Here is a 24550-nt window from a genome sequence, read left to right on the forward strand (position 1 = left end):
GCGACGTAAGGGAGACATCAAGGTCATCCTGGCGGTGTTTCCATCTCTCCTAGTCCGGACCAGAGCTCATGAACGCCCAAACTGACTTATCTTCCTTGCTGACCGTCTCCGATGCCGCCGCCGCCCGGGTGCTTGAATTGGTCGCGAAGAGCGCCAACCCTGACCTGAAACTGCGGATCTTCATTACCGGTGGAGGTTGTTCCGGTTTCCAGTACGGCCTGACCTTTGACCAAGGGCAGAAGGAAGATGACACCCTCGTCGAGCAGAACGGGATCGCCCTGCTCATCGACACCGTCAGCTATCAATATCCAGCGGGGGCCAATATCGATTTCGTCGATGCGCTAGACGGTTCCCGGTTCGTTATCGAAAATCCGAATGCGACTACCACCTGCGGTTGCGGCTCCTCCTTCTCCATCTAATCGCCATCGCATCACCAACGGCCGCCAACACCGGCCGGTGCCGCGGTGACCAGGGTCCGATCCTACTGCCATGTCTGATGACTTCGCCGCTGGGATCAGCGCTGACCGGTTACCCCCACGTATCCGCAATTTTGTTATTTTCAGCGCTGGCCAGGGTCTGTCCTCGGTCGGCACCTGGATGCAGAAAACGGGGATCGGCTGGCTAGCCTGGGACCTGACCCATTCCGCCGCTTGGGTTGGAACCATCGCACTCGCCGACCTCGTGGCCGCGCTATGGGTCGGCCCGCTGGCCGGCGCCGTCACCGACCGTAGTAATCCCTTTCGCCTGCTGATAACGACCCAGGGGATCGCGCTGATACTGGCGGCCGGGCTATGGGGAACCACCGCGGCCGGCCTTATCGACATCTGGGTGCTGCTGTTCTTCGCCATTGGCGAAGCCAGCATCCAGGGTTTCAACCAACCCGTGCGTATGACGGTCACCGGTCAGCTGGCCGGCCCGGCACGGCTCTCGCAAGCCATCGCAACCAACTCGATCGCGGTCAATCTCGCACGGGCGATCGGCCCGGCCATTGCCGGCTGGATCATGCTCAAAGGCAGCGTCGAGTGGGTTTTCGCGGCCAATGCGCTGTCCTTTGTCGCCATGCTGGGGGCGGTGATGGTGGTTCGTCGCTGGATCGATGCCGACGTCCCGGGCAGCAAGGCCGCGCTGGCGGGCGACATTACCGACGGCTTTCGCTATATCGCTCAGACCCCAAAGATTGCGACCCTCTTCTCGCTCGTCCTGTCCTTCTCCCTTTTAGCAAGGCCGTTTTCCGAGTTGCTTCCCGCCTTTGCCGGACAGGTCTTCGCGGGGGGGCCACAAACTCTGTCCGCGCTGATGTCGGCCCAAGGCTGTGGCGCCCTGTTCGGGGCCGCCTGGATGCTACGCCGACGCCCGGCCGATGTGATTGTGCGCACGACCCTGGCGACGAGCCTTGGACTCACCTTGTCACTGCTCGCCTTTACCGCAACCCGGCGCATCGAACTGGCGGTTGCCGCCATGATTCTGACAGGGCTCTGCCATGTCGTCTCGAACATCGGGATGCAGTCCCTGGCACAACTGTTTTCCGACCCTGCATTGCGTGGGCGGGTGCTCGCCCTGTACTCACTGCTGTTCCGCAGCGGCCCCTCCCTTGGCGCCTTCGCCATTGGCCTGGCCAGCCATTGGCTCGGACTACAGTTACTGGTGGGTGCGGCGGCCCTGCTCCATGGCCTGGTGCTGCTCAGCGCCCTGCCGGTCGCCCGGAGGGTTTATGCCCGTAGGCCGCTGCTCGCCAGTCCAACCGCACCGGGGTGATCGCGACTGCTGCAATTGCAGCAGCCTCCTGTTTTCGCTGAAGCACCCCCGGCCGCCCCGCCTATAACGGCCCCGAGCTATCGGAGTCAATCCCTTATAATTCAATCGCTAAAGGCGCCAGCTCTGCCGAATACGATGGCTGCGGACATGGCATCGATATTGCTGCACTTGGGCAATAGCAACACTTTGGTGTAAGGGCAGGTCCCGGCCAGACCGCGGTTGCCCCCTCCTCAGAGTCCTGAACCAGCACGAGCGGACCGCCATCGCGGCAACCGGACCGTCGAGGTAGAAAGTCATGCATAAGCGGGAATTCCTAAAACTGTTAGGGGCCGGCAGCGTCGCTGTCCTGGTCGGCGGCTGTGACAAGAACCCGCCAACCGCGGCGGCCACCGGCGATTTTCCGAAAGAATTCCGTATCGTCGGCCACGGCGCCTGGGGCTCATCCCGGGCCACGGGTATCATGGGGGTTCTGCAGGCACAGGGCTATCTTGAGGAGGAGTTCGCCAACAAAGGCGTCAAAATCGATTTCAAGCCCATGGACAAGGGCGGCATCGGCATCAATGAGGCCATCGCCAATGGCCTGGTCGATGCCAGTTGCTTCGGCGGCTTTCCGCAAATCATCGGCCGCGCCCGCGGCCTCAAGACGCGGGTGCTCGCCTCGCAAGGCTATCACTATAGCTATTTTGCGGTGCGCAAAGACTTCCCCGGCCGGAAGCCCGAGGACTTGGCTGGCGCTACCATCGGCGTCGGTTTCGGGGGCTACGGCCACCTCTCGACCGCCATTATGCTCCATGAGCATGGCATCGGCCTCAAACAAGTCAAACTGGTCAACATGTCCGGCACGGACTCATCGGCGGCCTTGGCCGCCGGCCGCATCGATGGTTACCTTGGCGATACGACCCTGTTCGCCCTCGAAGAGCAGGGTCTCGTGCGGATCATTTACGCAACCAAAGGCCGTCAGACGCATGCCAGCGGCTTTGGCGGCCTCTTCGCTACCGCGGACTTCGCCGAGCGCTATCCGCGGGCAGTACATCACCTGGTTCGCGCCTTTCTTAAGGCATCACACTGGGCGGCGCTACCAGAAAATCGTGCTGCCTATTTCGAGCTACAAACACGCAATTCAACGACACCGCTGCGATACCTGGAGCGCGATCATGCCGATCGCGACCTGAAAGAGGCGCTCAATCCCGTCGTCGATGACTATCTGGTCGCCCGCTACCAGGAGGCCGTCGACTTCTGTCTGGAAAATGCCATCATCAAGAACCCAATCGACGTCAACGCGTGGATCGACCGTAGTACCATTCGCGCAGCCTTGACCGAGCTAGGCCTGCTCAACTATTGGACCCATTTGGATGCGGCCGGCAACCCAGTGGCTGCCGTCTAGGCACCACACCTGATTACGAAGGACGCTGCTATGCTGATCGCGCTGAAAGCACTTCCCGTCTGGCCGTTCCTGGCCTATCCCATATCATTTAACCCGCAGGTCGCAACCCGGGTTGCGCAGGCCGCGGCCTTTCCGCTCTTGGTGCTGTTGCTGTGGCAGGCGGCCTATTCCGCGAAACTGCTCTCACCGGTTATTATGCCTTCCCCGGGCATGGTCGTCACCGCGTTCGGCGAACTGTGGGCGTCGGGCGATCTCTCGCATCACCTGCATACCAGCGTTCTACGGGTCGTGCATGGCTTCCTGATCGGCGCTTTGCTCGGTCTCGGTCTGGGATTGGTGATGGGTGTCTCACGGCTCGCCGAAGCCCTCGTCTATCCCCTGTTTCGTGCCTTTTGCCAGGTCCCCACGATGGCCTGGCTGCCTTTGATGATGGTGCTCTTCGGCATCGGTGAGGGATTGAAGATCATCATTATTACAAAATCGGTGATGGTCCCAATGTGTATCAACACCTTTGAGGGGGTCCGCGGTATTCCGGAACGCTATTTTGAAGTCGCGCGCGCCCTCTGTCTGAGCCGTCGCACCCTGCTGCGCCGGCTGGTCTTGCCTGCGGTCTTCCCACCGATGTTTACCGGGGTCCGCCTGGGACTGAGCCACGCCTGGGTGTCATTGGTGGGCGTTGAGTTACTGGCGTCGACTGAGGGTATCGGCTACGTGATGCATTGGGGTCGTACGATCTTCCAACTCGAAGTCGTTTTCGTCGGGGTGTTAATTATCGGGGCGGTCGGGCTCCTGATGGACGTCTCGATGCGAGGGATCGAACACCGCCTCGGCGATTGGCGTAAAGAAGGTTAGCGAGAAACTCACGTGAATAAAAAGCCCTTCAGTTGCTGGGTCGGGTGCATTCTCCCGGCGTCGCTCATCCTCTCATGGTGGCTGGCCACGCGCTACGGTTGGATCGATTCCCGGTTGCTCGCACCCATAGACAAGGTCCTTGCGGCCCCCTTTAACCCGGTGGTTCGTAAACTGGTCATCGAAGGTCTACTCGCCAGCCTCGGTCGGAACTTGGAGGGCGCGCTGATCGGCAGCTTCATTGGCCTGCTGTTCGGGGCTCTGCTGGGCTTCTCGCGCACCGCGGACCGCACGCTTGGGCCAAGTTTCCATGTCTTCCGGCAAATCGCCATGTTCGCCTGGATACCTTTGTTGACGGCCTGGTTCGGCATCGGGGAAGCGACCCGCATTCTGTTTATTTCCATCGCAGCGTTCAAACCAATGGTGATGAACACCCAAGAGGGAATTCGTAGCGTTCCGGCCGCCTACCTGGAGGTCGGCCGTGCCATGTGTCTCTCGCGCTGGCAGATGCTGCGCAAGGTGATCCTGCCGGCGGCCCTGCCGTCCAGCCTGACTGGCCTGCAACTGGCTTTCATTGCCTCCTGGTTGGCTACCATCGGCGTCGAAACACTGGTCAGCTTCTCGGTCGGGGTTGGGTCTATCCTCCGCGAGGGGCAAGAACACTTTCACATGGAAGTGCTCTTCTTTGGCATCATCCTGATCGGCGCCCTGGGCTTTGTGTTCAACTCGCTGGTGAACGTGGGATCGCGGCGACTGCTGCGTTGGCGCGTGTCGAACACCTGAGGATGCGCATACTAGGAACTGGCCGCGCAACGCCCTAGCGGCAACCCCGTCCGGCCGCAGATGGTTTGGTAGCAATCCCATAAATTTAACTATTTTCTGCCCGCCCTCCGCTGGTCCAAGGCGCGACGGAGACGCCTAGGGCCTGGGAGGTGGAACTGTTCATGGCTCGACAAGGCCACCAAGGGCGGCTGAACTGAACGGCAATGGCGCAATTGGGGTGGTGCCGCCTCGCTTTGTTTGCCGCCTAGCCGCCGCCGCTCCCAACGCGTTGGCGTTTGCTCTACGAGCCGACCGGAACCACTGCGGCCCTCGGACTGAATCCAGTCCGACTCGGCTGGGGCGGCAACCATGAGTTAGGCGAAGACACCGTCCGGCAAATCAAAAATATCGAATATACCCCTGTCCGTCAGGCCGTTGGGGCGTTCAATCTGTATCCGGTACTTCCTCACGCCAAGGCGCCACGTTCGCCAAGTAAGACAATGGGATGTATGCCGCATCCAAATCACATGCTGGGTGAATCGCCGAGCCCAGATAAGGGACTGACAAGCCTTGGCGAGCCTGGCGCCTTGGCGTGAGAACTGCTCGTGCTAGGTTCAAGGCCAGTGAGAATCCCAATGCGCCACATGGCGATGTTGTCGCGATCTTCAGCGCCACTCAGGTAGCCGTTAGCTCGGGCATCTGCACGGCGTGGCGCATCGTGCCTTGCAGGCAACGCCGCAGTCCTAGGGGCGAGGTTTGTGTCGTTGCGGGCACCCTTTACGCGTCGGGGGATTCACAAGCGGTCGCGAGTCGAGGTGGGCAGCCTAACCCGCGTGAAGGCATTCATTGCTGTGCTCAAGAACAAGCAGGAAAGCCTCAGGCAGAAAGCCGAGTTCGCCCAACTCCGGGGCGACACGGTGGCGAGCCGGTCTGATGCGGGGTGCCAGCCGGCGCTTGGTGGCCATTAAGCACTCTGGCGAGATGGCTGCTCGGTTTTGAGCAAGCCGACTGCCGCGACGTGCGGCGTCGGATTGGACCTTGCTCGCTGGAAAGGCCGAAAAGCTTCGACAACTGGACCAGTTACGAGTGGCGGCGGCACGCCCCAAAGGCATGCCCTGCTTTTGGCACAGTTAGTGCTGCTTGCTGAAGACTGATTGCCCCAACTGGGGTGGCGATAGCCGCTGGGGCGAAGTATTCATTCAATGATACGGGAGAAAAGACATGGCAGCCTCTGAAAAGATCCAAGGCATTTTCGCCGGTGTAGACGTCGGTTCGCTTGCCTCGAAGTCGGTAATCATTCGCGACGGTGAGATCGCCGGGTTCGGGCTGATTCCGTCCGGGCTGAACTCTGAAGAAAGCGGCCTCAATGCGCTCGCGGCGGCGCTGGAAAGTGCGGGGCTCGAGCGCTCCGATATCAGCCACATCGTCTCTACCGGCTATGGGCGGATTTCCGCAAGTTATGCCTCCAAGACAGTCACCGAAATCACCTGTCACGCCAAGGGTGCGAACTATCTGTTTCCCAATGCCCGCACGATCATCGACATCGGCGGGCAGGATTGCAAAGCCATCCGGGTCAACGGGGACGGTTCCGTGGCCGATTTTGCCATGAACGACAAGTGTGCGGCCGGGACCGGGCGATTCCTCGAGGTCATGGCCGGGCTGTTTAAGGTATCTCTTTCGGAACTGGGCGATCTCTCCCTCAAGGCCGACGCGGTGGTGCCAATGAGCAGCACCTGCACCGTATTCGTGGAATCAGAAACGATCTCCCTGCTTGCCCGCGGCGAAAAGCCGCACAATATTCAGGCCGGCATTCATCATGCCATCGCTAATCGTATCGCCGGGTTGTTCTCACGGGTCGGTATTCAGAGTGACGTCTATTTCTCCGGCGGTGTGGCGAAGAACAAGGGGATGCGCAAGGCACTCGAGGAGGTCCTCAAGGTCAATATCGTCGAGCCCTATTTCGATCCGCAACTGACCGGGGCTTTAGGCGCCGCGGTGCTGGCCCAGGCGATCGCGGTGAAGGAGGCAAAGAAGGGCCGGCAGCAGGAGAGCAGCGCGATCCAATCGGCTGCTTAAACCGATCCGCTCAGAGTTCCGGTCCCTGCTGGAGGGGGGACGGAATGTTGTTATCACGGGGTGTCTACGTGGCCTTCACTATTGCCAGTTCGTGCATCGCCTGCGGCGACTGCTGGAATGCCTGTCCCCAAGACAGTGCGATCATTCCTGGGGATCTGTATCGGATCGATGAGGACGCCTGCCTGGCCTGCGGCGTCTGTGCCGATATCTGTCCCACCTCCAGCATCTTTGAACCCCGCCCGGTCACTGCCGGCGGCGGGTGCGGTGCGGTCAACCACCTGGTGGATTTACGCAATGAATAATGGACTGGCGCTTGAGCGACCCGACCCTGTTTGGGAGGCAGATGAGTTGGCGGTGCATTGGCCTCGCGCAGCGGGCGAGCGGCGGGTGGACAGTGCCGCCGAGACCACGCCGCTAACGGTTCTTGCCGCGGTGCCGAGCGCTCCGCTGTTGGAGGTGCGGGACCTCGTCATCACCTATGAAAACCAGAACACCGGCGAGCTAACGGAGGCGGTCAGCCACGTCAGTCTCAATATCCAGGCAGGGGAGTTCGTCACTATTGTCGGGCTCAGCGGCTGTGGCAAGTCCTCCTTCCTCAATGCGGTGGCCGGTCTGGTTAAGCCGGCCTCGGGCACGATGAAGGTCGCCGGCAAGCGTATCGACGGCCCGGGGCCTGACCGCTCGGTGGTCTTCCAGAAGGCGACACTCCTGCCGTGGCGGACCGTGATGGACAACATCATCTACGGACTGGAACTGCGGGGTGTGCCCAAGCCCATCGCCAGGGAAAGGGCGGAAAGTTGCATCGACCTGGTCCGGTTGCGGGGCTTCGAGCACTTTCATCCTCATGCCCTCTCCGGGGGCATGCAGCAACGCGTCAACCTCGCGCGGGCACTGGTGACGGAGCCTCAACTCCTGCTCTTGGATGAGCCGTTTGCGGCACTCGACGCGATCACCCGTGAGACGATGCAGAATGAGTTGCTGTCGATCTGGAACGTCACCCGCAAGACCGTGCTCATGGTCACCCATCAGATCGACGAGGCGGTGCTGCTGTCCGATCGGGTCATCGTCTTCTCCGACCGGCCCGCGCGCATCGGCACTGAATTCAAGATCAATCTGCCCAGGCCCCGTACCCAGGAGGCCCGCTACAGCCCCGCCTTTGACTACCTCGCCAAAGAGGTCTTCGGGGTGATTCACAGCAGCGCGAGCAAGCGCGAGGAACCTGAGTATGTCATCTGACGCCCGTCGCTTCCGTGCCCGCAAGTTCCGGGAAAACCTTTTCAGCCTGGGCCTGAGCGGGGGCGTCTTTGTGCTGTTGTTCGCCACCTGGGAATTCGTTGCGCGAGCCCACCTGGTCGACCCGATGTTCTCAAGTTCACCCTCCCAAGTGCTACTGACCGGTTGGGAACTGATCAACAATGGGACCCTGCTCAAGCACGTGCTGGCGAGCGGAAAGGTGTTCCTGACCGGCTTCGGTTTGGCGGTGATTCTCGGTATTCCGATCGGGGTCGCGCTCGGCTGGTTCAAGTGGTTCAACCGCGCCTTCAGCCCATTGGTCTCGGCCTTCTACACGATGCCACGGATCGCGCTCATGCCGCTGTTCATCATCTGGTTTGGTCTGGGCATGGGGTCCAAGGTCGCGCTGATCCTGTTGAGCGCCATTTTCCCGCTCATCGTCAACATGCAGGTGGCGATGCAGAACATCGATGCCGATTACAAGCGGGTCGGCATCGCCTACGGGGCCAACCAGTGGCAGTTGTTCAGCACAGTTGCATTGCCGTCCTCCATCCCCTTTCTGCTGACCGGCCTGCGCCTGGCCATGGGGCGTGGGCTGCTGGGGGTGGTCGCGGCGGAAGTGTTCGGGGGGGCGGAGGGTCTGGGCTATATGATTCAGTATGCCGGGGCGACCTTCCAGATCGATGTCGTATTTGTCGGGGTGGTGGTCATCGCGACCATCGGTGTGATCATGGATCGTAGCCTCGCCTACGCGAGTCGCCGGGTCGACTCCTGGAAGATCACCGAGACCTGAGCGGGCTGCGTCTCCCGCACTTTTGATCCAGCTCTCCACCGCCGCCGTGGCCAAGTGACGGCGGGGCGCGAGCGGGTTTGGTTTTCAACGATCGAGAGGAACATGACATGGCACTGAACGCATTGGAATTGATCTATAAACGGCTCAGGGAGCGGCCGCAGGAGTTGGTCGAGGCCCGGGCGAACGGGGCCAAGGTGGTCGGATTCCAGGCCTATAATTTGCCCGAGGAGGTCATCTACGCCCTCGGGCTCATCCCGGTACGCCTGGGCTCAGGTGGCGATGGCGACCTGGTGGAGGTCGGTGGCCGCTACATCTCAACGAAGAACTGCGTCTATGTACGTTCAACGGTCGGTCTCTTCGCCGAGAACACCGACCCCTACATCGTCAACAGCGACATCGTCGCCTTCGATGCCACCTGCCTGCAGACCTTCCGGACGGCTGAAGTGGTCCAGTATTACTTCAACCGTGAGGTCATTATTCTCGGGGTACCGCGCAACTTCTATCTGCAAGAGGCGCATACCTATTTTGCTGCCGAACTGCGCCATTTCGTGAGTCGGCTGGAGGCCATCAGCGGTGTGACGCTCACCCGCGAACGGCTGGCCGACTCGATTGCACTCTATAATGGCATCCGTGATGCCATCGTGCGGATCTATCCGTATCAAGCCACCAAGAATCCGGCCATCTCCTGGGAGCAGGTGTTTGACGTCATTCAGGCCGGGTATGTGCTGGATCGGCGTGAATACCTGGGCCTGCTGGAATCGCTGCTGGCGGAGTTGGTGCAACAGCGCGGGGCCCCGGTGATCGGGGGCGAGGACGACGAGGCTCGCATTTTCATTTCCGGCAGCACCATCCCGCCCGGCGACAAGAAGCTCATCAGCATCATGCAGGAACTGGGCGGGCGTATCGTGGGTGATGACCTGTGGTCGGGGCTCATCCCCTATGTCGATGTGCAGATCGAGGATGCCACCCTGGAGGCACTGGCCAGCGCCTATCTCAACCGCACCCCGCATGGCGCGCTGCCGTATCTGGAACTGGCGACCGACCGGCGGATCAAGCGGCTGAAGGAACTGATCACGACGTTTAAGGCCAACGGGGTGATCTATCACACCTTGCGCTATTGCGACCCCTACACCTTCAAGGCGAAGGAGACCAAGGACATCCTGGAGAAGGAGGGCATACCGCTCCTGGAACTGCACACCGAATATGCGGGTTCCGACTTCGAGGCCATTCGTACCCGGGTCGAGGCCTTTGTAGAAATGGTCAAGTTGCGGGCGGAGTCGGAGGAGGCGGCATGAGCGCGGTACCACAATACATCACCCGTTCCAGTGTCAGCGATACGGCGGAGTATTTCCGCTATCCTGACGAGGTCCGCGAGCAGTTCATCGCGACCGATGACATCGAGTTTCGCGACGGCTCCCGCGTCACGTCCCTGGAGGTCTGGGACTACCTGACACAGGTCGGGCCGGTCAAGTATCCAAACCTTTACGACAACAGCAGTCTGTATACCGGGCGGTTGTCGCACGATGTGACCTTCGCGTTCAATCTCAAGAACGCCTATCTCAGCATGACCATGCACGAGCGCATGACGAAGGCCAAGGCCCAGGGCCGCCCTATCGTCTTCGTGCAGGGCGGGCAGAGCGTCGACCCCTATTACGCGGCGGGTGCGGTTGCGCTGCGCCCGGCCAGTACCGGCAGCTGGGCGCGGGGCCAGCGGGAGGGCCTGACCCGCAACCAGGACGAGTTGGAAAGTCGCAGTGATAAGCAGAAGGCGTATAACGCGATCAGCTTCGAGGTCTGCAACTCGGCCGGCTACGAGCACATCCAGGAGGGCAATGTGCCGGCCGACATGGTGGCACCCTATACGGCGTTGCGCTGCTCGGATGTCTCCTACGGCACCGAGGCACACCGCCACGGACCGCGCGCCAAGGAGGTAAAGTTGCTCCTGGTGGACTATCCCCTGGACCATCAGCGGGACAAAGAGTGGGCCATCAGGTATTTCGCCGATAACCTGCATCGGCTGACCCGCAGCATCGACGAGCAGACGGGCCGCAAGACTACCGACGACGACCTGGCGAGGGAGATCAAACTCCATAACGAAGGCCGCCGTCTGGCGATTGAGATCGCCGATCTGTGGTGGTCGGCGGACCTGGCCCCGACCAATGGCCGGGATCGCCGCTCACTGTTTCTGCTCGGGGGCATGGAGACCCACGGCGACCCGGTGGCGAGTCTCTCCCTCCTGCGCGAGGCCCGACGCGACATCGAGAAGCGTGTCAGGCAGGGGCACCGGACCGAGGGTGTCCTGGACAATGCGGCCAGGCTCTTCGTCTGCGGCTCCTGTGTCTTTCCTAACGATCTGCGCACCGAGGAGGCGGGGGGCATCATCGTCGGCAACGACAATCATTGGAGCGACATCACCACCCTGGTGAACGAGGACGGCGACCCCTATTACGAGTTGGCCCGTGCGGTGCTCTCCTATCCCTACGAACAGCCCCTCAAGGAGCGCGCCGGCTGGACCGTCGATCAGATCCGGAAGTCGCGGACCGACGGCGTGCTCTTCCTCTATAAATGGGGTTGCAATACCCAGTCCGCCATTGCGCGGCTGCTGGTGGATGAAATCAAGGCGCAGACCGGCATCCCCACCATCATCATCGAGGATGACATGACCCGCACGCAGACCGAGCAGCTGCAAAACCGGGTCAATTCATTCATCGAGATGGTGTCCTGACGTGCCGCGCCGCCAAGTCGCTGGGAGAGTCCTATGAGTGCCTTGCCGAAATCGCTCGTCAGCAGCGTGAGCGACGCACCGCAGTACTACCGTTATCCGGAGGAACTCCGCGAGGAGTTCGTGGCCACCGACGACATCGAGTTCCGCGATGGCTCCAGCGTCACGGCGGCGCAGGTCTGGCACTATCTGACCGAGATCGGCCCGGTAAAGTACGCCAACCTGTACGAGAAGCACCGGCTTTACTCGGGGCGATTCCCGCGTGATGTGTCATTTCCCTTTACGCTCAAGGACACCTATCTCAGCATGACCATGGAGGATGACCTGGCGCGCGAGATCAAGCTGCACAACGCCGGGCGCCGCTTGGCGATCGAGATTGCGGACCTGTGGTGGTCGGCGGACCAGTCACCGACCAACGGGAGGGACCGGCGTTCGCTTTTCCTGCCCGGCGGGATGGAGACCCATGGTGACCCGGTGGCGAGTCTCTCGTTGTTGCGCGAGGCCAAACGGACCATCGAAAAGCGGGTCAAGGAGGGGCATCGTGCTGAAGGGGCTCAGCACGATGCGGTGCGGCTCTTCGTGTGCGGTTCCTGCGTCTTCCCGAACGACTTCCGGACCGAAGAGGCCGGCGGGATCATCGGCGGTAACGACAATCATTGGAGCGACATCACGACCCTGGTCAACGAAGCGGGTGACCCCTATACGGAGCTGGCGCGGGCGGTCCTCTCCTATCCCTACGAGCAGCCGCTGAAGGAACGCGCCAGCTGGACCGCGGACCAGATCAAACCGTCGCGCGCCGATGGCGTGCTCTTCCTCTACAAGTGGGGCTGCAACACCCAGTCGGCGATCGCGCGGTTGCTGGTTGACGAATTGCGGGCCCAGACCGGCGTGCCGACCATTATCATTGAGGATGACATGGGGGCGACCCAGACCGAGCAGTTGCAGAACCGAGTCAATTCATTTGTGGAGATGGTGTCATGACGTTGCGACCAGGCATGAGAAAAGGGCGGCGCATCCTCGTTATTACGCTATTGACCTGCTTGGCGTGCCTGGGGTTTGCACCGGCACAGGGTGACCTTGGCGGGACGCCATCGGCAGCGGCGCTGGTCCCCGTGCGCCTCGCCAACCTGGGGGTCGGGTTGGCCTCCATGCCCCAGGCGTTGGCCATCGAGCGGGGCATCTTCACCCGCAACGGGATCGATCTGCGGGTGATCAATTTCGTCAATGGGGGGGCCGAGGCGACGGCCGGGGTGGCCAGCGGTCAGGTGGACATCGGCAGCTACGGGACGCCGATCCTGATCGGGCTGGCGTTCGGCCTGCCCATCAAGATCGTCGCCTCCCCGCCGGTCAAGGTCACCGGTTTCGAGTTGGTGGCCAAACCAGAGATCCACTCGGTCAAGGACCTGAAAGGCCAGGTCGTCACCAGCGGCGCCCTGGGCGGCGGCAGTCACCAGGCGCTGTTGAAGATCCTGCAAAGCAACGGCCTGTCGGATAGCGAGGTCAAGATCGTCGCCGCCGGTGGCGCCGATGCCGAGATGGTGCTGCGTTCCGGGCGGGTGGCGGCCGTTGTGACCTCGGAGCCGACCCGCCGCAAGCTGGAGGACGACGGGCGCGGCCGCCTGATCGCCAAGGCCAGCGACTACTACGGGCGTCATCAGCACGGTTTCATCTTTGCCACCAACGCCTTTATCGCGAAGCACCCGGACAGCGTGCGGGCGTACCTGCGGGCCACGCGTGAATCGCTCCAGTATGCACAGACTCACCTGGATGAGCTGGTTGACTTTTCCGCCGCCCGGATCCGGCTCAAGAAGGACATCATCCGCGCCTACTTTGAGGAGCAGTTTAAGGTCTGGGATCTGAGCTTCCAGGTCGATGTGGAAGGCACCGCCAATGCCGTGCAGGTCCTCAAAGAATTGAAAGAGATCAAGGCCACGGCGGTCTTTGATCCCAACACCTGGCTGGACACACGCTTCCTGAATTGAGCCCGGTGCATTACCACGACCCCTGGAGACTTTAATGGGCACGAATGAAAGCCATCTGTTCCGCTATCCCGAGGCCATCAAGGAGGAGTTCCTGGCGGGCGCCGATATCGTCCTGCGCGATGGGACGCGGGTGGCTCCCGCGGAGATCTGGGCCTACCTGACCGAGGAGGGTCCGGCCAAATATCCGCATATCTACGACCAGAGCAACTATTTCGGCCGGCGGATCTCGGGCGATGTGGGCCTGTCCTACGCCCTGAAGGCGAACTATCTGCTGATGACCATGAATGACCGGATCTCGCGGGCCAAGGCCCGGGGGGTGCCGGTCGTCTTCGTGCAGGGTGGGCAGAGCGTCGATCCCTATTACGCGGCCGGGGCGATTGGCCTGCGGCCAGCCAGTACCGGGATCTGGGCGCGGCGCAAGGAGACCGGGCTCTCCCGCAACGAAGAGGACTTGCGCGGCCAGAAGCGTCGGCAGAAGGCCTACAACGAAATCAGCATCGAGGTCTGCAACTCGGCCGGATACGAACATATCCAGGACGGCCTGGCGGTCGACATGATTGCACCCTTTTCCTGTCTGCGCTGTTCCGATGTGTCCTATGGCTTGGAGGCCCACCGCCACGGCCAGCGTCAGGATGTCAAACTGCTGCTGATTGACTATCCGCTGGATCACCAGCGGGACAAGGAATGGGCGATCACCTATTTCGCCGACAACCTGCGCCGGCTCACCCGCAGCATCGATGAGCTGACCGGCCGCACCACCACCGCCGACGACCTCAGTGCCGAGATCAAGCTCCACAACGAGGGGCGACGCCTGGCGGTGGAGATCGCCGATCTTTGGTGGTCGGCCCCGGTGCCGCCGACCAACGGCAAGGATCGGCGCGACATCTTCCAGATGGGCGGAATGGAGGTCCATGCCGACCCGACCGCCTCGCTGAGCGTGCTGCGCGAGGCCCGTGACCTGATCGCCAAACGGGTGGAGACTGGGGTGCATGGGCTGGGGGTCGCCACCGACGCCTCGCGCATCTTTATCTGCGGTTCCTGCGTCTCGCCCAACGAATACCGGGTGGAACAGGCGGGCGGCATCATTGTCGGCAATGACAATCACTGGAGCGACATCACCACCATCGTCGAGGAGACGGGCGACCCCTACTACAATCTGGCCAAGGCGATCCTCTCCTATCCCTACGAGCAACCGATCAAGGAGCGGGCGCGGTGGACGGCGGAACAGATCAAGAAGTCGCGGGCCGATGGCGTGCTCTTTCTCTACAAGTGGGGATGCAATACGCAGTCCGCGGCGGCGCGCATGATCGTGGACGAGATCAAGGCCCAGACCGGCCTGCCGACGCTCATTATCGAAGATGATATGCAGCGCTCCCAGACCGAGCAAATGCACAATCGCATCAGCGCGTTCATCGAGATGCTCTAGGGCGGCGGCAAGACGATGGTCTGTTGCGGGAAAATTTATCGATACCGGAGGCGGCGATGACGCGATGCGCGCGCAACGTGATCGGGCTGGGCCTGATGCTACTCCTGCTGGGAGTCACCCAGGCACAAGAGACGGTTACTACCCCTATTCGATTCGGCAATCTGGGGCCTTCGACGAGCGATCTGTATCAGTATCTGGGGCAGGCACAAGGCATCTACCGCCGCTACGGGGTGGATCTGGAATTTGTCGAGTTCCTCCAGGGCGGGCCGGAGGCGGTGGCGGCCGCGGCGAGCGGCCAGCTCGATATGGGTACGGCCGGTACACCCGTGCTCATTGCCATCAGCCGCGGCATACTTCTGCGCCTGGTGGGTGCGTCGCCCCGCAAAGGTCAGGCCTTTGTGCTGGTGGGACGCCCGGATACCCAGGACCTCGCCGAACTGAAGGGCAAGGTGGTCGGCATCAGCGCGGTGGGCGGGGGTTCCGCGCAGGCACTGCGGGTCATCCTCGAGGCCAACGGTGTCGCGGGTGACACGGTCAAGACCATCGCCTTCGGGGCCGGGCCGAACGGCTATCTGTCGCTCAAGTCGGGACGGCTGGCGGCGGCCGTACTCACCGAACCCTCTGTGACCAAAGCCGAACGCGATGGGATCGGGAAGGTGCTGGCGGAGGCGGCCCCATACTTTCCCCACTACCAGGCTGGTGGCGTCTTTGCCACCCGCAGCTTCATCGCGGCGCACTCGCAGGCCATCCGTGCCTTTTTCAAGGCCAACCGGGAGGCCATCGCCTACGCCCGCGCCCATCGGGAGGAGTTGGTGGCCTTGGGGCACCAGCGGCTGGGGCTCGACGAGGCACTGCTTACCGGGGTATTCGACAAGGAGGTGCCGAAGTGGGACGACAGCGGGTCCATCGACAACGAGGGCCTGCTCAACGCGATCGCCGTCGTCCAATCCGTTGGTGATATCAGCAAGGACTATCGGCCGGCCATCGAAGACATCACCGACCCCAGTTTTCTAAATTAACAGTACCTCCAACGGAGAACGCGCGTGACAGCAAAGAATATTGAATGGGCACTGGAGACCGATGTCGTCGTGGTCGGCGCCGGCGGGGCCGGCCTGGTATCGGCCATCAATGCCCATGACCAGGGTGCCCGGGTGGTGATCCTGGAAAAGATGAAGACGGTTGGCGGGATCACGGTCCTGGCCGGGGGTGGCGTCAAGGCCGCCTGGGACCTCGACCAGGCGATCGCGTACCTGACCAAGACCCAGGGTGGGCGCGTGGGCGAGCGGCTGATCGAGGTCTTTGCCCGGGGGCTGGTGGAACTGCCCGCTTATCTGCGGGAGCTGGCGAAGGTCAATGACGCCGAGGTGGTCGTACGCGAGGGTAGCCACGGCGGCATCTATCCCTTCCCCGGGGCGACCACTATCTACTCCGTGACAGTCAAGGATATCCCCGGCTTTACCGGTTACCCGTGGGCGCACACGGGTAAGAACCTCAACGGCCAGCGGCTCTTCAAGGTGTTTCTGGATAACGTCGAACAGCGCCAGATCCCGATCCATACGCAGTCGCCGGTGACCTCACTCATCACTGACGGGGAGGGCGCTGTCATTGGGGTGTGGGCCGATCTCGCGGGTCAGCGACAGGCCATCAGGGCCAACAAGGCGGTCATTCTGGCCTCCGGCGGATTCGAGTTCAATGAGAAGCTCAAGAAGGAGTATTTCGAGGCCACCCCGGTCTATGCAATGGGCAACCCGGGGAATACCGGCGACGGGATACTCATGGCGCAAAAGGTGGGCGCGGCCTTGTGGCATATGTGGCACTATCATGGCTCCTATGGCTTCAAGTTCGGTGATTACGAGACGGCCTTCCGGATTGCCCCCGGCGGCGCCCGCAATCCCGACCGGCCGATTGCCTGGATCGTCGTCGACAAGGAGGCAAAGCGATTCATGAACGAGCTGCATCCCGCCGTCCAGGATACCGCAGCCCGGCCGCTGGGGCTCTACGACGCGGATATTCCGGACTACCCGCGCATCCCCGCCTATCTGATCTTCGACGAGAATGGTCGCAAGCTCGGGCGGATCGCCAATCCGCTGACCTCGCACCCGGATCACCAGTATGTCTGGAGCGAGGACAACAGCGCCGAGGTGGCCCGTGGCTGGATCAAGAAATACTCAACGGTTGAGGAACTCGCGCAGGGGCAGGGGTGGGACACGCTGGTTCTCCAGGCCACCTTGCAGCGTTGGAACCAGGGGGTCGAGGCCAAGACTGACCCCGACTTCAAGCGGCCCCCGGGCACCCTGCTGCCGATCAGTGAAGCCCCCTATTATGTAGTCCCGGTGTGGCCGCTCCTGACCAATACCCAAGGTGGTCCCGAGCATGACGAGCGGCAGCGGGTCCTGGACCCCTATGGCGAGCCCATTCCCCGGCTGTACTCGGTGGGAGAGCTCGGCTCGTTCTTTGGTCACCTCTATCTGTTGGGCGGCAACCTCAGCGAGGTGGTGATCAGCGGGCGCATCGCCGGTACGGACGCGGCGCAGTTGCAGGACTGGCGCTGATGGCGGTCGTCCTGCATCTGGTCGATCGCCAGGGCGATGATGACCAGGGGTTGAACTGGAGTGCGGCATCGGCCGATTATCTGCGACACCGCAACGGCTATCCGAATTGTTATTTCCGGCTGTTGCGGGAGTTGGGGGTCGGGGTGGCGGGTAGCCGCATTCTCGACCTGGGTGTGGGCACCGGGGCCCTCGCCCTGCCCTTTGCCCGGCAAGGCGCCCGGGTCATCGGCATCGATCAGGCCCTCGGCCAAATCCTGGCGTGTCGCGTCCGGGCCAGGGAGTTGGGGTTGGGCCTCGATCTGAGGGTCGGGCAGGCCGAGTCCACCGGCGTGCTGACCGCCTCCATCGATGTGGTGACGGCCAGCATGTGTTGGGGCTATTTCGATAAGTCGGCGGTGGTGGCCGAGGTGCGACGGGTCCTGGTGCCGGGCGGGCGCCTGTTGATTTCTTCCATCAACTGGCCGGCCATTCCCGGTACGCTGACCGAACGCACCAAGGCCCTGATGGCACGTTTTGCGCCGGCCATGCGGCGTAAGACGGACGATGACAGTGCCCCGGTGTTGCTGCCCCCCGAGCTGCAGGGCGACTTTCGGCTGCAAACCTGGCACCAGTACGCCACCACCCTGAGGTTCAGCAAAGAGGCTTGGCGCGGCCGGGTGCGCGCCTGCAAATGGATGGCCCCGACGCTCTCCCCGGAAGAGGTCCAGGCCTTCGATACGGCACACGCACAACTCCTGACCGATGAACCCGAACCGCTCCAGATCGATCATCTGGTCCAGTTCTCGATCTTCACCCGCCGCTGAAACGCCGGCCCAACCGCGACCAGGAGCACCCCATGACCCAAGCCGCCACGCGCCGCCAACTCGACTGGAGCCGGACCTCGAAGGATTACATCAGCCATAGGCCAGGTTACACAGACGCCCACTTCCAATTTCTCAAACAATTAGGCATAGGCCTGCCGGGGCAGCAGATTCTGGACCTCGGGACCGGCACCGGTGCCCTGGCCCTGCCCTTTGCACGGCAGGGCGCGCGCGTCACGGCGGTGGATGCGGCCCCCGGGCAGATCGCGTCCGCGCAAGCACGGGCGTTGGAAGAACACCTGGATATCCGCTTCATCGTCTCGCCAGCCGAGGAGGTGGAGTTGGATGAGGGCGGGTTCGACGTCGTCACTGCCAGCATGTCCTGGGGTTATCTAGACAAGACGCGCATCGTCCCGCTGGTCAAACGGCTGTTGCGTCCCCTGGGGCGGCTGCTGGTAAGTTCCACCACCTGGCTCGGCGATGCAGACGCGCTGACGCGCGGCACTCAGGCACTCATCGGCCGTTATTGCACGGGCGTGTCCGGTCGCGACAACCATCTCGATCGGGAGCTGATTCCGGCGTGGGCGTCGGGGCATTTTCGCCTCCTGACCTACCACCAGTATGTCGCCGCCTTGCCCTTTACTCATGAGTCCTGGCGTGGTCGCCTGCGGGCCAGCAAGTGGATCGGCGCCGCCTTACCGCCGGAACAGGTCGAGGCCTTCGACCGCGATCTGGCCGCACTGCTCAAGCGGGAGGCGCCGGAGCGGTTCCATGTCGACCATGGCGTGCGCTTACAGATATTTCAGGCCCTAGCGTCATGACCACCAGTTGTAACGGACGTTGCGCCGGCCCAGTATCGACCGTCGGCATCGAATGGCCGGGCATCGTCGTGCGCGCGGCGCTGATCTGCACGCTCGACGACATCATGCCGGCCTACGTGGCGCGGCCGCGCCACACCGATACGGCACCGATCCTGCTGCTGATCCACGAGGTCTTCGGCCTCGACCGCTATATCCGCGATGTCGCCCACCGGCTGGCGGCGCAGGGTTATTTCGTCCTGGTGCCGGACCTGTTCATCCGTCAGGGCGACCCGGCGGTGTTCGATTTGGAGCAGGACCTGCAGACCAAACTCGCCGCCCGCGTGCCCGACGAGCAGGTGCTCGACGACCTCGACGCGGCCGTGGCGTGGGCGGGGCAGAACGGCGGTGACGTGAGCCGACTGGGCGTCACCGGCTTCTCCTGGGGCGGGCGCATCGCCTGGCTGTACGCGGCGCGCGAGCGGCGCCTGAGGGCGGCGGTTGCGTGGTGTGGCCTGCTCGATGGCGAGCGCAACGCACTGCGGCCCCGGCATCCGATCGACCTTGCCGGCCAGCTCGACACGCCTGTGCTGGGGCTGCACGGGGGCCCGGACGCGACGACGCAGCGCTTGCGTGCCTTGCTGGCACAGGCACACAGTGCCTCGATCGTCCACGAGTATCCCGAGGTGCCGCCCGCCTTTCACGCGCACTACCGCGGCAGCTTCCGCGAGGAGGCGGCGCAAGACGGCTGGGCACGCATGCTGGACTGGTTCGAGCGTCATGGTGTGGCGCCGGCGTCGGCCTTAGATTGATCGGTAGGGTCCGCGGTGCGGGCCAGCGAACTTGCAGGCAACGTGCTAGCCGGGATGACGATCAATTTTTTTAATTGTTACGTGGATACTTCCCAGCTGGTCGATCGTGGCACATAGCGTATCTCTGTCATCGACCCGGCCAACGCCCGCTGGGGTGCCAGTAAATAGAATGTCGCCAGGATTGAGCTCCACCAATTTCGAAATCTCAGAGATGATTTCATTGACGGACCAGATCATCTGATCAATATTACCGGTTTGTCTGCGCCGGGCGTTGACGTCCAGCGTCATGTTGCCAGTGCGAATCTCCCCGACGTCTGCTTTGCGGTGTAACACCCCGATCGGGGCACAATCGTCGAAGTTCTTAGCCATGTCCCACGGCCAACGGTTACCCTTGAAAACCGCTTGCAGATCGCGTCGCGTCATATCCAGTCCAATGGCATACCCGAAAATATGTTGGGCGGCCCGCTCAGGAGCAATATCTCTTCCCCCAGTGTCAAGCGCGACGACCAGTTCAACCTCATATTGCAAATCCGCCGTAGCCGATGGGTGGCGGATTTCAATCTTGTCGCCTGAGTGATTTTGTGCGACGACAAACGTGGGCGACTTCTGGAAAAAAAAGGGCATGGCTCGCTGCGGTACAGCCCCCATTTCAAGGGCATGTTCCTCATAATTTCGCCCAATACAGAAAATTCGACGTATAGGGAAGAATAAGCCGCTGTCGGCGACGGTCAGGCAGTTAGGTTCGGGTGGCGGAAAAACATACGTCATGTTGTCATCCAGCGGTGAGTCCCCAAGGTCGCCAGCATAGCATCTGCGACATCAGCGGACGCGTCTTCATCGCAGCGGGTGCCCCTCCTGGGGCAGAACGATGCTCGCTACGGCCATTCCGCAGTGGCAGTCCGGCTGTTGGCAAACTGGCATCTGCCGCGGCCGACTGCTGCCGCAGCAACAGATTCACCCCAGCCAAGGCTCACCGCCGCGGCGAACGGCACTCCTGTCGTTTTGCGTTACCGATTAAGAATGAGTCTGTTAGCGTCTGACAGCCGCAGCCGCGCGGGCGTTCGCGGTCTGCCGTTCAGATGGCACGTTTGCTGCTTAATGACTGGAAACGTGGCGCCGTGCCACCATGAATGCGGGTTTCTTGGCAGACCCTTCAAAGCAGATCATTGGGTGAGAACATCATGACTCGATTCGACCAGCGCGTCGGCGTGCTGTGGCCCCGCGGCCGTGCGGGCATGACGGACGCATTGACGCAGTGGCGCAGGCAACAGCGGGCCGCGATGTCGAGCGCGGACCCTATGATCGCAAGCGACTTGCGCGACTGGCTATGACCGGGTTACCCATGAGTCTGGCCTTCGACCAACGCCCTCCACTGGGTGGCGCGCCTGCATTCGCCGCTGAGGTGGCCTTGGTGAGTGCCCCGGCAGCGATTCACCAGCAACCGGCGCCCCCAGCAGGCGCAAGCGCACTGAAGCTGGATCGTATCCACAAGACCTTCCAGGTCGACGGGCGGCCGATCGAGGTACTGATCGACATCAACCTGGATGTGCGGGCCGGCGAATTCGTCTGCCTGGTCGGCGCCTCCGGCTGCGGCAAGTCCACGATCCTGCGCATGATCGGTGGACTCGAAACACCCACCACCGGCGCGGTCCTGATCGATGGCAAGGCGGTGACCGGGCCGGGGTTGGATCGCGGGATCGTCTTCCAGGAGCATCGATTGTTTCCCTGGTTGACAGTCGAGGAGAACATCCTGCTGGGCCTTGATGCGTTGAGCCTGGCACCGGCCGAAAAGCGACGGCTGGTGACTGAGCACATCGTACTGGTCGGCCTCACCGGCTTCGAGAAGGCCTACCCGGGGCAACTCTCGGGCGGTATGGCACAACGCGCCGCCATCGCCCGCGGCCTGGTGGCGAAACCGGCGATCCTGCTGCTGGACGAGCCGCTGGGGGCACTCGATGCGCTCACACGCACCTATTTGCAGGAAGAACTGCTGCGCATTTGGGACCAAGAGACCAGCACGACGCTGATGGTGACGCACGACGTGGAGGAGGCCTTGTATCTGGCCGATCGCGTCATCGTGCTGGACCGGCGCCCGGGACGCATCCGCAGCATCGTCGAGGTGGATATCGAGCGCCCGCGCCGGCGCGGCGACCCGATCTTCGGTTCACTTAAGGAACAGGTCCTCGGCGAGTTGCGTCATTGATATCCGCGGCGGTGCCGGCGTTGACCGCCAATGACCGCGTGGGCGGCTTGCTTCCGTATAGATCACAATCACAGGCGACCACTCTATGACCAAGCGTACACAGCATATCGCCATCTATGGCAAGGGCGGTATCGGCAAGTCGACGACGACCTCCAATATTGCCGCGGCGCTGGCCGATGCCGGCTATCGGGTGGTGCAGATCGGCTGCGACCCCAAGGCCGATTCCACCGTCACGCTGCGCGGAGTCAATTACCTGCCCACGGTGCTGGACCGCACGCGTGAGGGCGGGCGGGTCCATCTGGAGGATATCTCCGTGGTCGGCTTCCGCGGCGTACTCTGCATTGAGGCCGGCGGCCCGGTGCCCGGGGTCGGCTGCGCCGGGCGCGGCATCAATGCCGCGATCAGCCTGCTCCAGGACCTGCACCTGTTCGAGGAGTTCAAACCTGACATCGTGCTCTATGACGTACTCGGCGACGTGGTCTGCGGCGGTTTTGCCGTACCGATCCGTGAGGGTCTCACCGACCGTGTCTATGTGGTCTCCTCGTCCGATTTCATGGCGATCTATGCCGCGAACAACCTGTTCAAGGCAATCCAGAAGTACGCCCCCTCGGGCGGCGCCAAGCTCGGCGGGATCATCGCCAACGGGTTGATTGCGCCCTATGCGCGCCCGCTGATCGACGACTTCGCGGTCCAGACCGAGACCCGCGTCGTCCAATATATCCCGCGCTCATCGACCGTCGCCCAGGCCGAACTGCACGGCACGACGGTGATCGAGGCGGCGCCCGATTCGGCGCATGCGGCCATCTACCGCGAGCTGGGCGAGAAGATCGTGGCCGACGACTCGTCGGTGGTCCCGCAGCCGCTGGGGGTCAATGACCTGCGCGACTGGGCACGCCAATGGGGCGACCTGATCCTGCGCGAGGGTGCGGATGCGCCCGTGCCGATCCGGGCGGTCGCCTAAGTGGGCGCCGCGTGGGCGCGGGTGACGGGGGGCTTGAGGGGCAAGACGGCGCCGATCCGCGAGAAGCGGCTCGGTGCCATCGGGGCCTATAGCGGCAGCCTGTCGGGGCTGCTCCAGGAGGTGCTGCGGGGCGAGCTCAAGCAGCGCGTACGCACCTTTGCTCAGGATGGGCCGAGCGACCTGCAGGTGGCGCTCGAGCTGCTCGGCACCATCGCGGACGCCGCGATCGTGGTCCATGGTCCGGCCGGGTGCGCCGCGAGCCTGCGCGGCGGTGACGCGGGGGGCGCCGGACGCTGGCTGGTGACCGGCATCAATGAGCGTGAGTCGATCCTGGGCGCCGAGACCAAGCTGCGCCAGGCGATCGTGCAGGCGCACCGGGCCTGGTCGCCGGCGGCGATCTTCGTGGTCGCCACACCGGTGGTGGCTATCAACAACGATGACATCGAGACGGCGGTGATCGACGCCCGCGAGGAGCTGGGCATCCCGATCGTGCCCGTCTACACCGATGGCTTCCGCTCCAAGGTGGCGGCCACCGGGTACGATGTCAGCGTACATGCGCTGATCAAGCACGTGGCTCCGTCCCGGCCGCGCCCCCGTGGCGAGCACATCAACCTGCTCGCCGTCGCGGAGAGCCGCCACAACGTCGATGCTCTGCGTGGGCTCCTGGCTGAGCTTGGCCTGGACGCCCAGGTCTTCCCGCGGTATGGGCGCATCAGCGAGGCGCCGCAGCTAGCCGAGGCCCGGTTGTCGGTGGCGATCGACGCCGGCACGGCCGGTTACGCCGGTGAACTGCTCGAAGAGCTTTACGACATTCCCTTCCTGCGCCTGCCGCCACCGGTCGGCATCCCGGCGACCGCTCGCTGGCTCGATGCGATTGCCGCGGCGACCGGTCGCGACGCGCAGTGCCCGGACCTCATCGCGCGCCATACGGAGCGGGTCGCCGAGCTGGTGCAGGCGGCCGGCGCCTTGCAGCGCGCGCCGCTCTTCATCAACCTGCCGGCCGGCAGCGCCTTTGCCGTCGCGCAACTGGCACACGCGTTGGACCTGCGCGTGACCGGCTGCAAGTTCTCCGAGATCGGCGATGGCGATGCGCCGGCCCTGGCGACCCTGCTGGCGGACCACGGCGACCTTCCGGTCCTGGTCGGCAACGGCCAGGTCTTCGAGGAGGCCAACCTGCTGGGCACGCTCAAGCCCGCGCTCTACGTCGGCAGCGGCAATCGGGCGGTGCATGCCCTGCGCCTGGGGATCCCGGTATTCGACCTGGCCCGGCGGCCCACGCTCGGTTACGCGGGGGTCGAGTCCATCCTGACCGGCCTGGCGCGCACGCTCGGCAAGCCCGCGCTGGCGCACTTCCTCGCCGACGGCGGCGGCACGGACGACGCCTACACCGCCTCCTGGCTCGGCAAGAGCACCCACTGGCACGTCAAGCACGAGTCCAACTGA

23 protein-coding genes are annotated in these 24550 nt (G+C 62.9%); 22 read left to right on the forward strand and 1 reads right to left on the reverse strand.

Going from position 1 to position 24550, the window contains the following annotated elements; all coding sequences use genetic code 11:
* Positions 1–68: 68 nt before the first annotated feature.
* The 19 genes from erpA to QZY44_RS34440 all read left to right on the forward strand — a co-directional run bounded on the left by erpA (position 69) and on the right by QZY44_RS34440 (position 19943).
* A complete protein-coding gene (gene erpA, locus QZY44_RS34350) occupies positions 69–419 on the forward strand; it encodes an iron-sulfur cluster insertion protein ErpA (protein ID WP_295458547.1) in 351 nt (116 codons plus the stop codon).
* A 70-nt stretch (positions 420–489) separates the two neighbouring features.
* Positions 490–1755 carry an MFS transporter gene (locus QZY44_RS34355; protein ID WP_295458552.1) on the forward strand — a complete coding sequence of 422 codons (1266 nt, stop codon included), beginning with the start codon at positions 490–492 and terminating at the stop codon, positions 1753–1755.
* Between the two features lie 295 nt (positions 1756–2050).
* Positions 2051–3139, forward strand: coding sequence for an ABC transporter substrate-binding protein (locus QZY44_RS34360; RefSeq protein WP_295458555.1), 1089 nt, complete (start codon positions 2051–2053; stop codon positions 3137–3139).
* Positions 3140–3169: 30 nt separating this feature from the next.
* Entirely contained in the window at positions 3170–3991 is an 822-nt protein-coding gene (locus tag QZY44_RS34365; RefSeq protein WP_295458559.1) for an ABC transporter permease, read from the forward strand.
* A 210-nt stretch (positions 3992–4201) separates the two neighbouring features.
* Positions 4202–4771 (forward strand): ABC transporter permease, encoded by a 570-nt coding sequence (locus QZY44_RS34370; RefSeq protein WP_295458562.1) that lies wholly within the window; start codon positions 4202–4204, stop codon positions 4769–4771.
* Positions 4772–5971: 1200 nt separating this feature from the next.
* Complete coding sequence (locus QZY44_RS34375) at positions 5972–6826, forward strand: acyl-CoA dehydratase activase (protein WP_295458565.1); 855 nt, start codon at positions 5972–5974, stop codon at positions 6824–6826.
* 44 nt (positions 6827–6870) lie between these two features.
* Entirely contained in the window at positions 6871–7128 is a 258-nt protein-coding gene (locus QZY44_RS34380) for a 4Fe-4S binding protein (protein ID WP_295458568.1), read from the forward strand.
* Positions 7121–8062, forward strand: a complete 942-nt coding sequence (locus QZY44_RS34385; RefSeq protein WP_295458571.1) for an ABC transporter ATP-binding protein — start codon at positions 7121–7123, stop codon at positions 8060–8062. The genes QZY44_RS34380 and QZY44_RS34385 overlap by 8 nt, the downstream gene beginning before the upstream one ends.
* Positions 8052–8852, forward strand: coding sequence for an ABC transporter permease (locus tag QZY44_RS34390; RefSeq protein ID WP_295458574.1), 801 nt, complete (start codon positions 8052–8054; stop codon positions 8850–8852). Before QZY44_RS34385 ends, QZY44_RS34390 begins: the two co-directional genes overlap by 11 nt.
* Positions 8853–8959: 107 nt before the next feature.
* Positions 8960–10147, forward strand: a complete 1188-nt coding sequence (locus QZY44_RS34395; RefSeq protein ID WP_295458578.1) for a 2-hydroxyacyl-CoA dehydratase family protein — start codon at positions 8960–8962, stop codon at positions 10145–10147.
* Positions 10144–11577: a 2-hydroxyacyl-CoA dehydratase family protein gene (locus tag QZY44_RS34400; protein ID WP_295458581.1), complete on the forward strand. Its 1434-nt coding sequence runs from the start codon at positions 10144–10146 to the stop codon at positions 11575–11577. Before QZY44_RS34395 ends, QZY44_RS34400 begins: the two co-directional genes overlap by 4 nt.
* Before the next feature lie 33 nt (positions 11578–11610).
* Positions 11611–12555: a 2-hydroxyacyl-CoA dehydratase family protein gene (locus QZY44_RS34405; protein ID WP_295458584.1), complete on the forward strand. Its 945-nt coding sequence runs from the start codon at positions 11611–11613 to the stop codon at positions 12553–12555.
* Positions 12552–13556 carry an ABC transporter substrate-binding protein gene (locus QZY44_RS34410; protein WP_295458587.1) on the forward strand — a complete coding sequence of 335 codons (1005 nt, stop codon included), beginning with the start codon at positions 12552–12554 and terminating at the stop codon, positions 13554–13556. Before QZY44_RS34405 ends, QZY44_RS34410 begins: the two co-directional genes overlap by 4 nt.
* Before the next feature lie 34 nt (positions 13557–13590).
* Positions 13591–14982 (forward strand): 2-hydroxyacyl-CoA dehydratase family protein, encoded by a 1392-nt coding sequence (locus tag QZY44_RS34415; protein WP_295458589.1) that lies wholly within the window; start codon positions 13591–13593, stop codon positions 14980–14982.
* A 56-nt stretch (positions 14983–15038) separates the two neighbouring features.
* Positions 15039–16001 carry an ABC transporter substrate-binding protein gene (locus QZY44_RS34420; protein ID WP_295458592.1) on the forward strand — a complete coding sequence of 321 codons (963 nt, stop codon included), beginning with the start codon at positions 15039–15041 and terminating at the stop codon, positions 15999–16001.
* A gap of 24 nt (positions 16002–16025) precedes the next feature.
* Positions 16026–17534 (forward strand): FAD-dependent oxidoreductase, encoded by a 1509-nt coding sequence (locus QZY44_RS34425; RefSeq protein ID WP_295458595.1) that lies wholly within the window; start codon positions 16026–16028, stop codon positions 17532–17534.
* Complete coding sequence (locus QZY44_RS34430) at positions 17534–18337, forward strand: class I SAM-dependent methyltransferase (protein WP_295458598.1); 804 nt, start codon at positions 17534–17536, stop codon at positions 18335–18337. Before QZY44_RS34425 ends, QZY44_RS34430 begins: the two co-directional genes overlap by 1 nt.
* 32 nt (positions 18338–18369) lie before the next feature.
* Complete coding sequence (locus tag QZY44_RS34435; protein ID WP_295458601.1) at positions 18370–19155, forward strand: class I SAM-dependent methyltransferase; 786 nt, start codon at positions 18370–18372, stop codon at positions 19153–19155.
* Positions 19152–19943: a dienelactone hydrolase family protein gene (locus tag QZY44_RS34440; protein ID WP_295458603.1), complete on the forward strand. Its 792-nt coding sequence runs from the start codon at positions 19152–19154 to the stop codon at positions 19941–19943. The genes QZY44_RS34435 and QZY44_RS34440 overlap by 4 nt, the downstream gene beginning before the upstream one ends.
* A gap of 45 nt (positions 19944–19988) precedes the next feature.
* On the opposite strand, the gene QZY44_RS34445 is transcribed toward QZY44_RS34440, so the two are convergent.
* Positions 19989–20711 carry a fumarylacetoacetate hydrolase family protein gene (locus tag QZY44_RS34445; protein WP_295458605.1) on the reverse strand — a complete coding sequence of 241 codons (723 nt, stop codon included), beginning with the start codon at positions 20709–20711 and terminating at the stop codon, positions 19989–19991.
* 574 nt (positions 20712–21285) lie between these two features.
* Here QZY44_RS34445 and QZY44_RS34450 point away from each other — a divergent pair.
* From QZY44_RS34450 to QZY44_RS34460, 3 genes are all read left to right on the forward strand, one after another.
* Positions 21286–22146 carry an ABC transporter ATP-binding protein gene (locus QZY44_RS34450; protein WP_295458608.1) on the forward strand — a complete coding sequence of 287 codons (861 nt, stop codon included), beginning with the start codon at positions 21286–21288 and terminating at the stop codon, positions 22144–22146.
* A gap of 85 nt (positions 22147–22231) precedes the next feature.
* Complete coding sequence (locus QZY44_RS34455) at positions 22232–23107, forward strand: nitrogenase iron protein NifH (protein WP_295458611.1); 876 nt, start codon at positions 22232–22234, stop codon at positions 23105–23107.
* A 33-nt stretch (positions 23108–23140) separates the two neighbouring features.
* Positions 23141–24550, forward strand: a complete 1410-nt coding sequence (locus tag QZY44_RS34460) for a nitrogenase component 1 (RefSeq protein WP_295458614.1) — start codon at positions 23141–23143, stop codon at positions 24548–24550.

The sequence above is a fragment of the uncultured Thiodictyon sp. genome (assembly GCA_903837595.1).
Lineage (GTDB): Bacteria > Pseudomonadota > Gammaproteobacteria > Chromatiales > Chromatiaceae > Thiodictyon.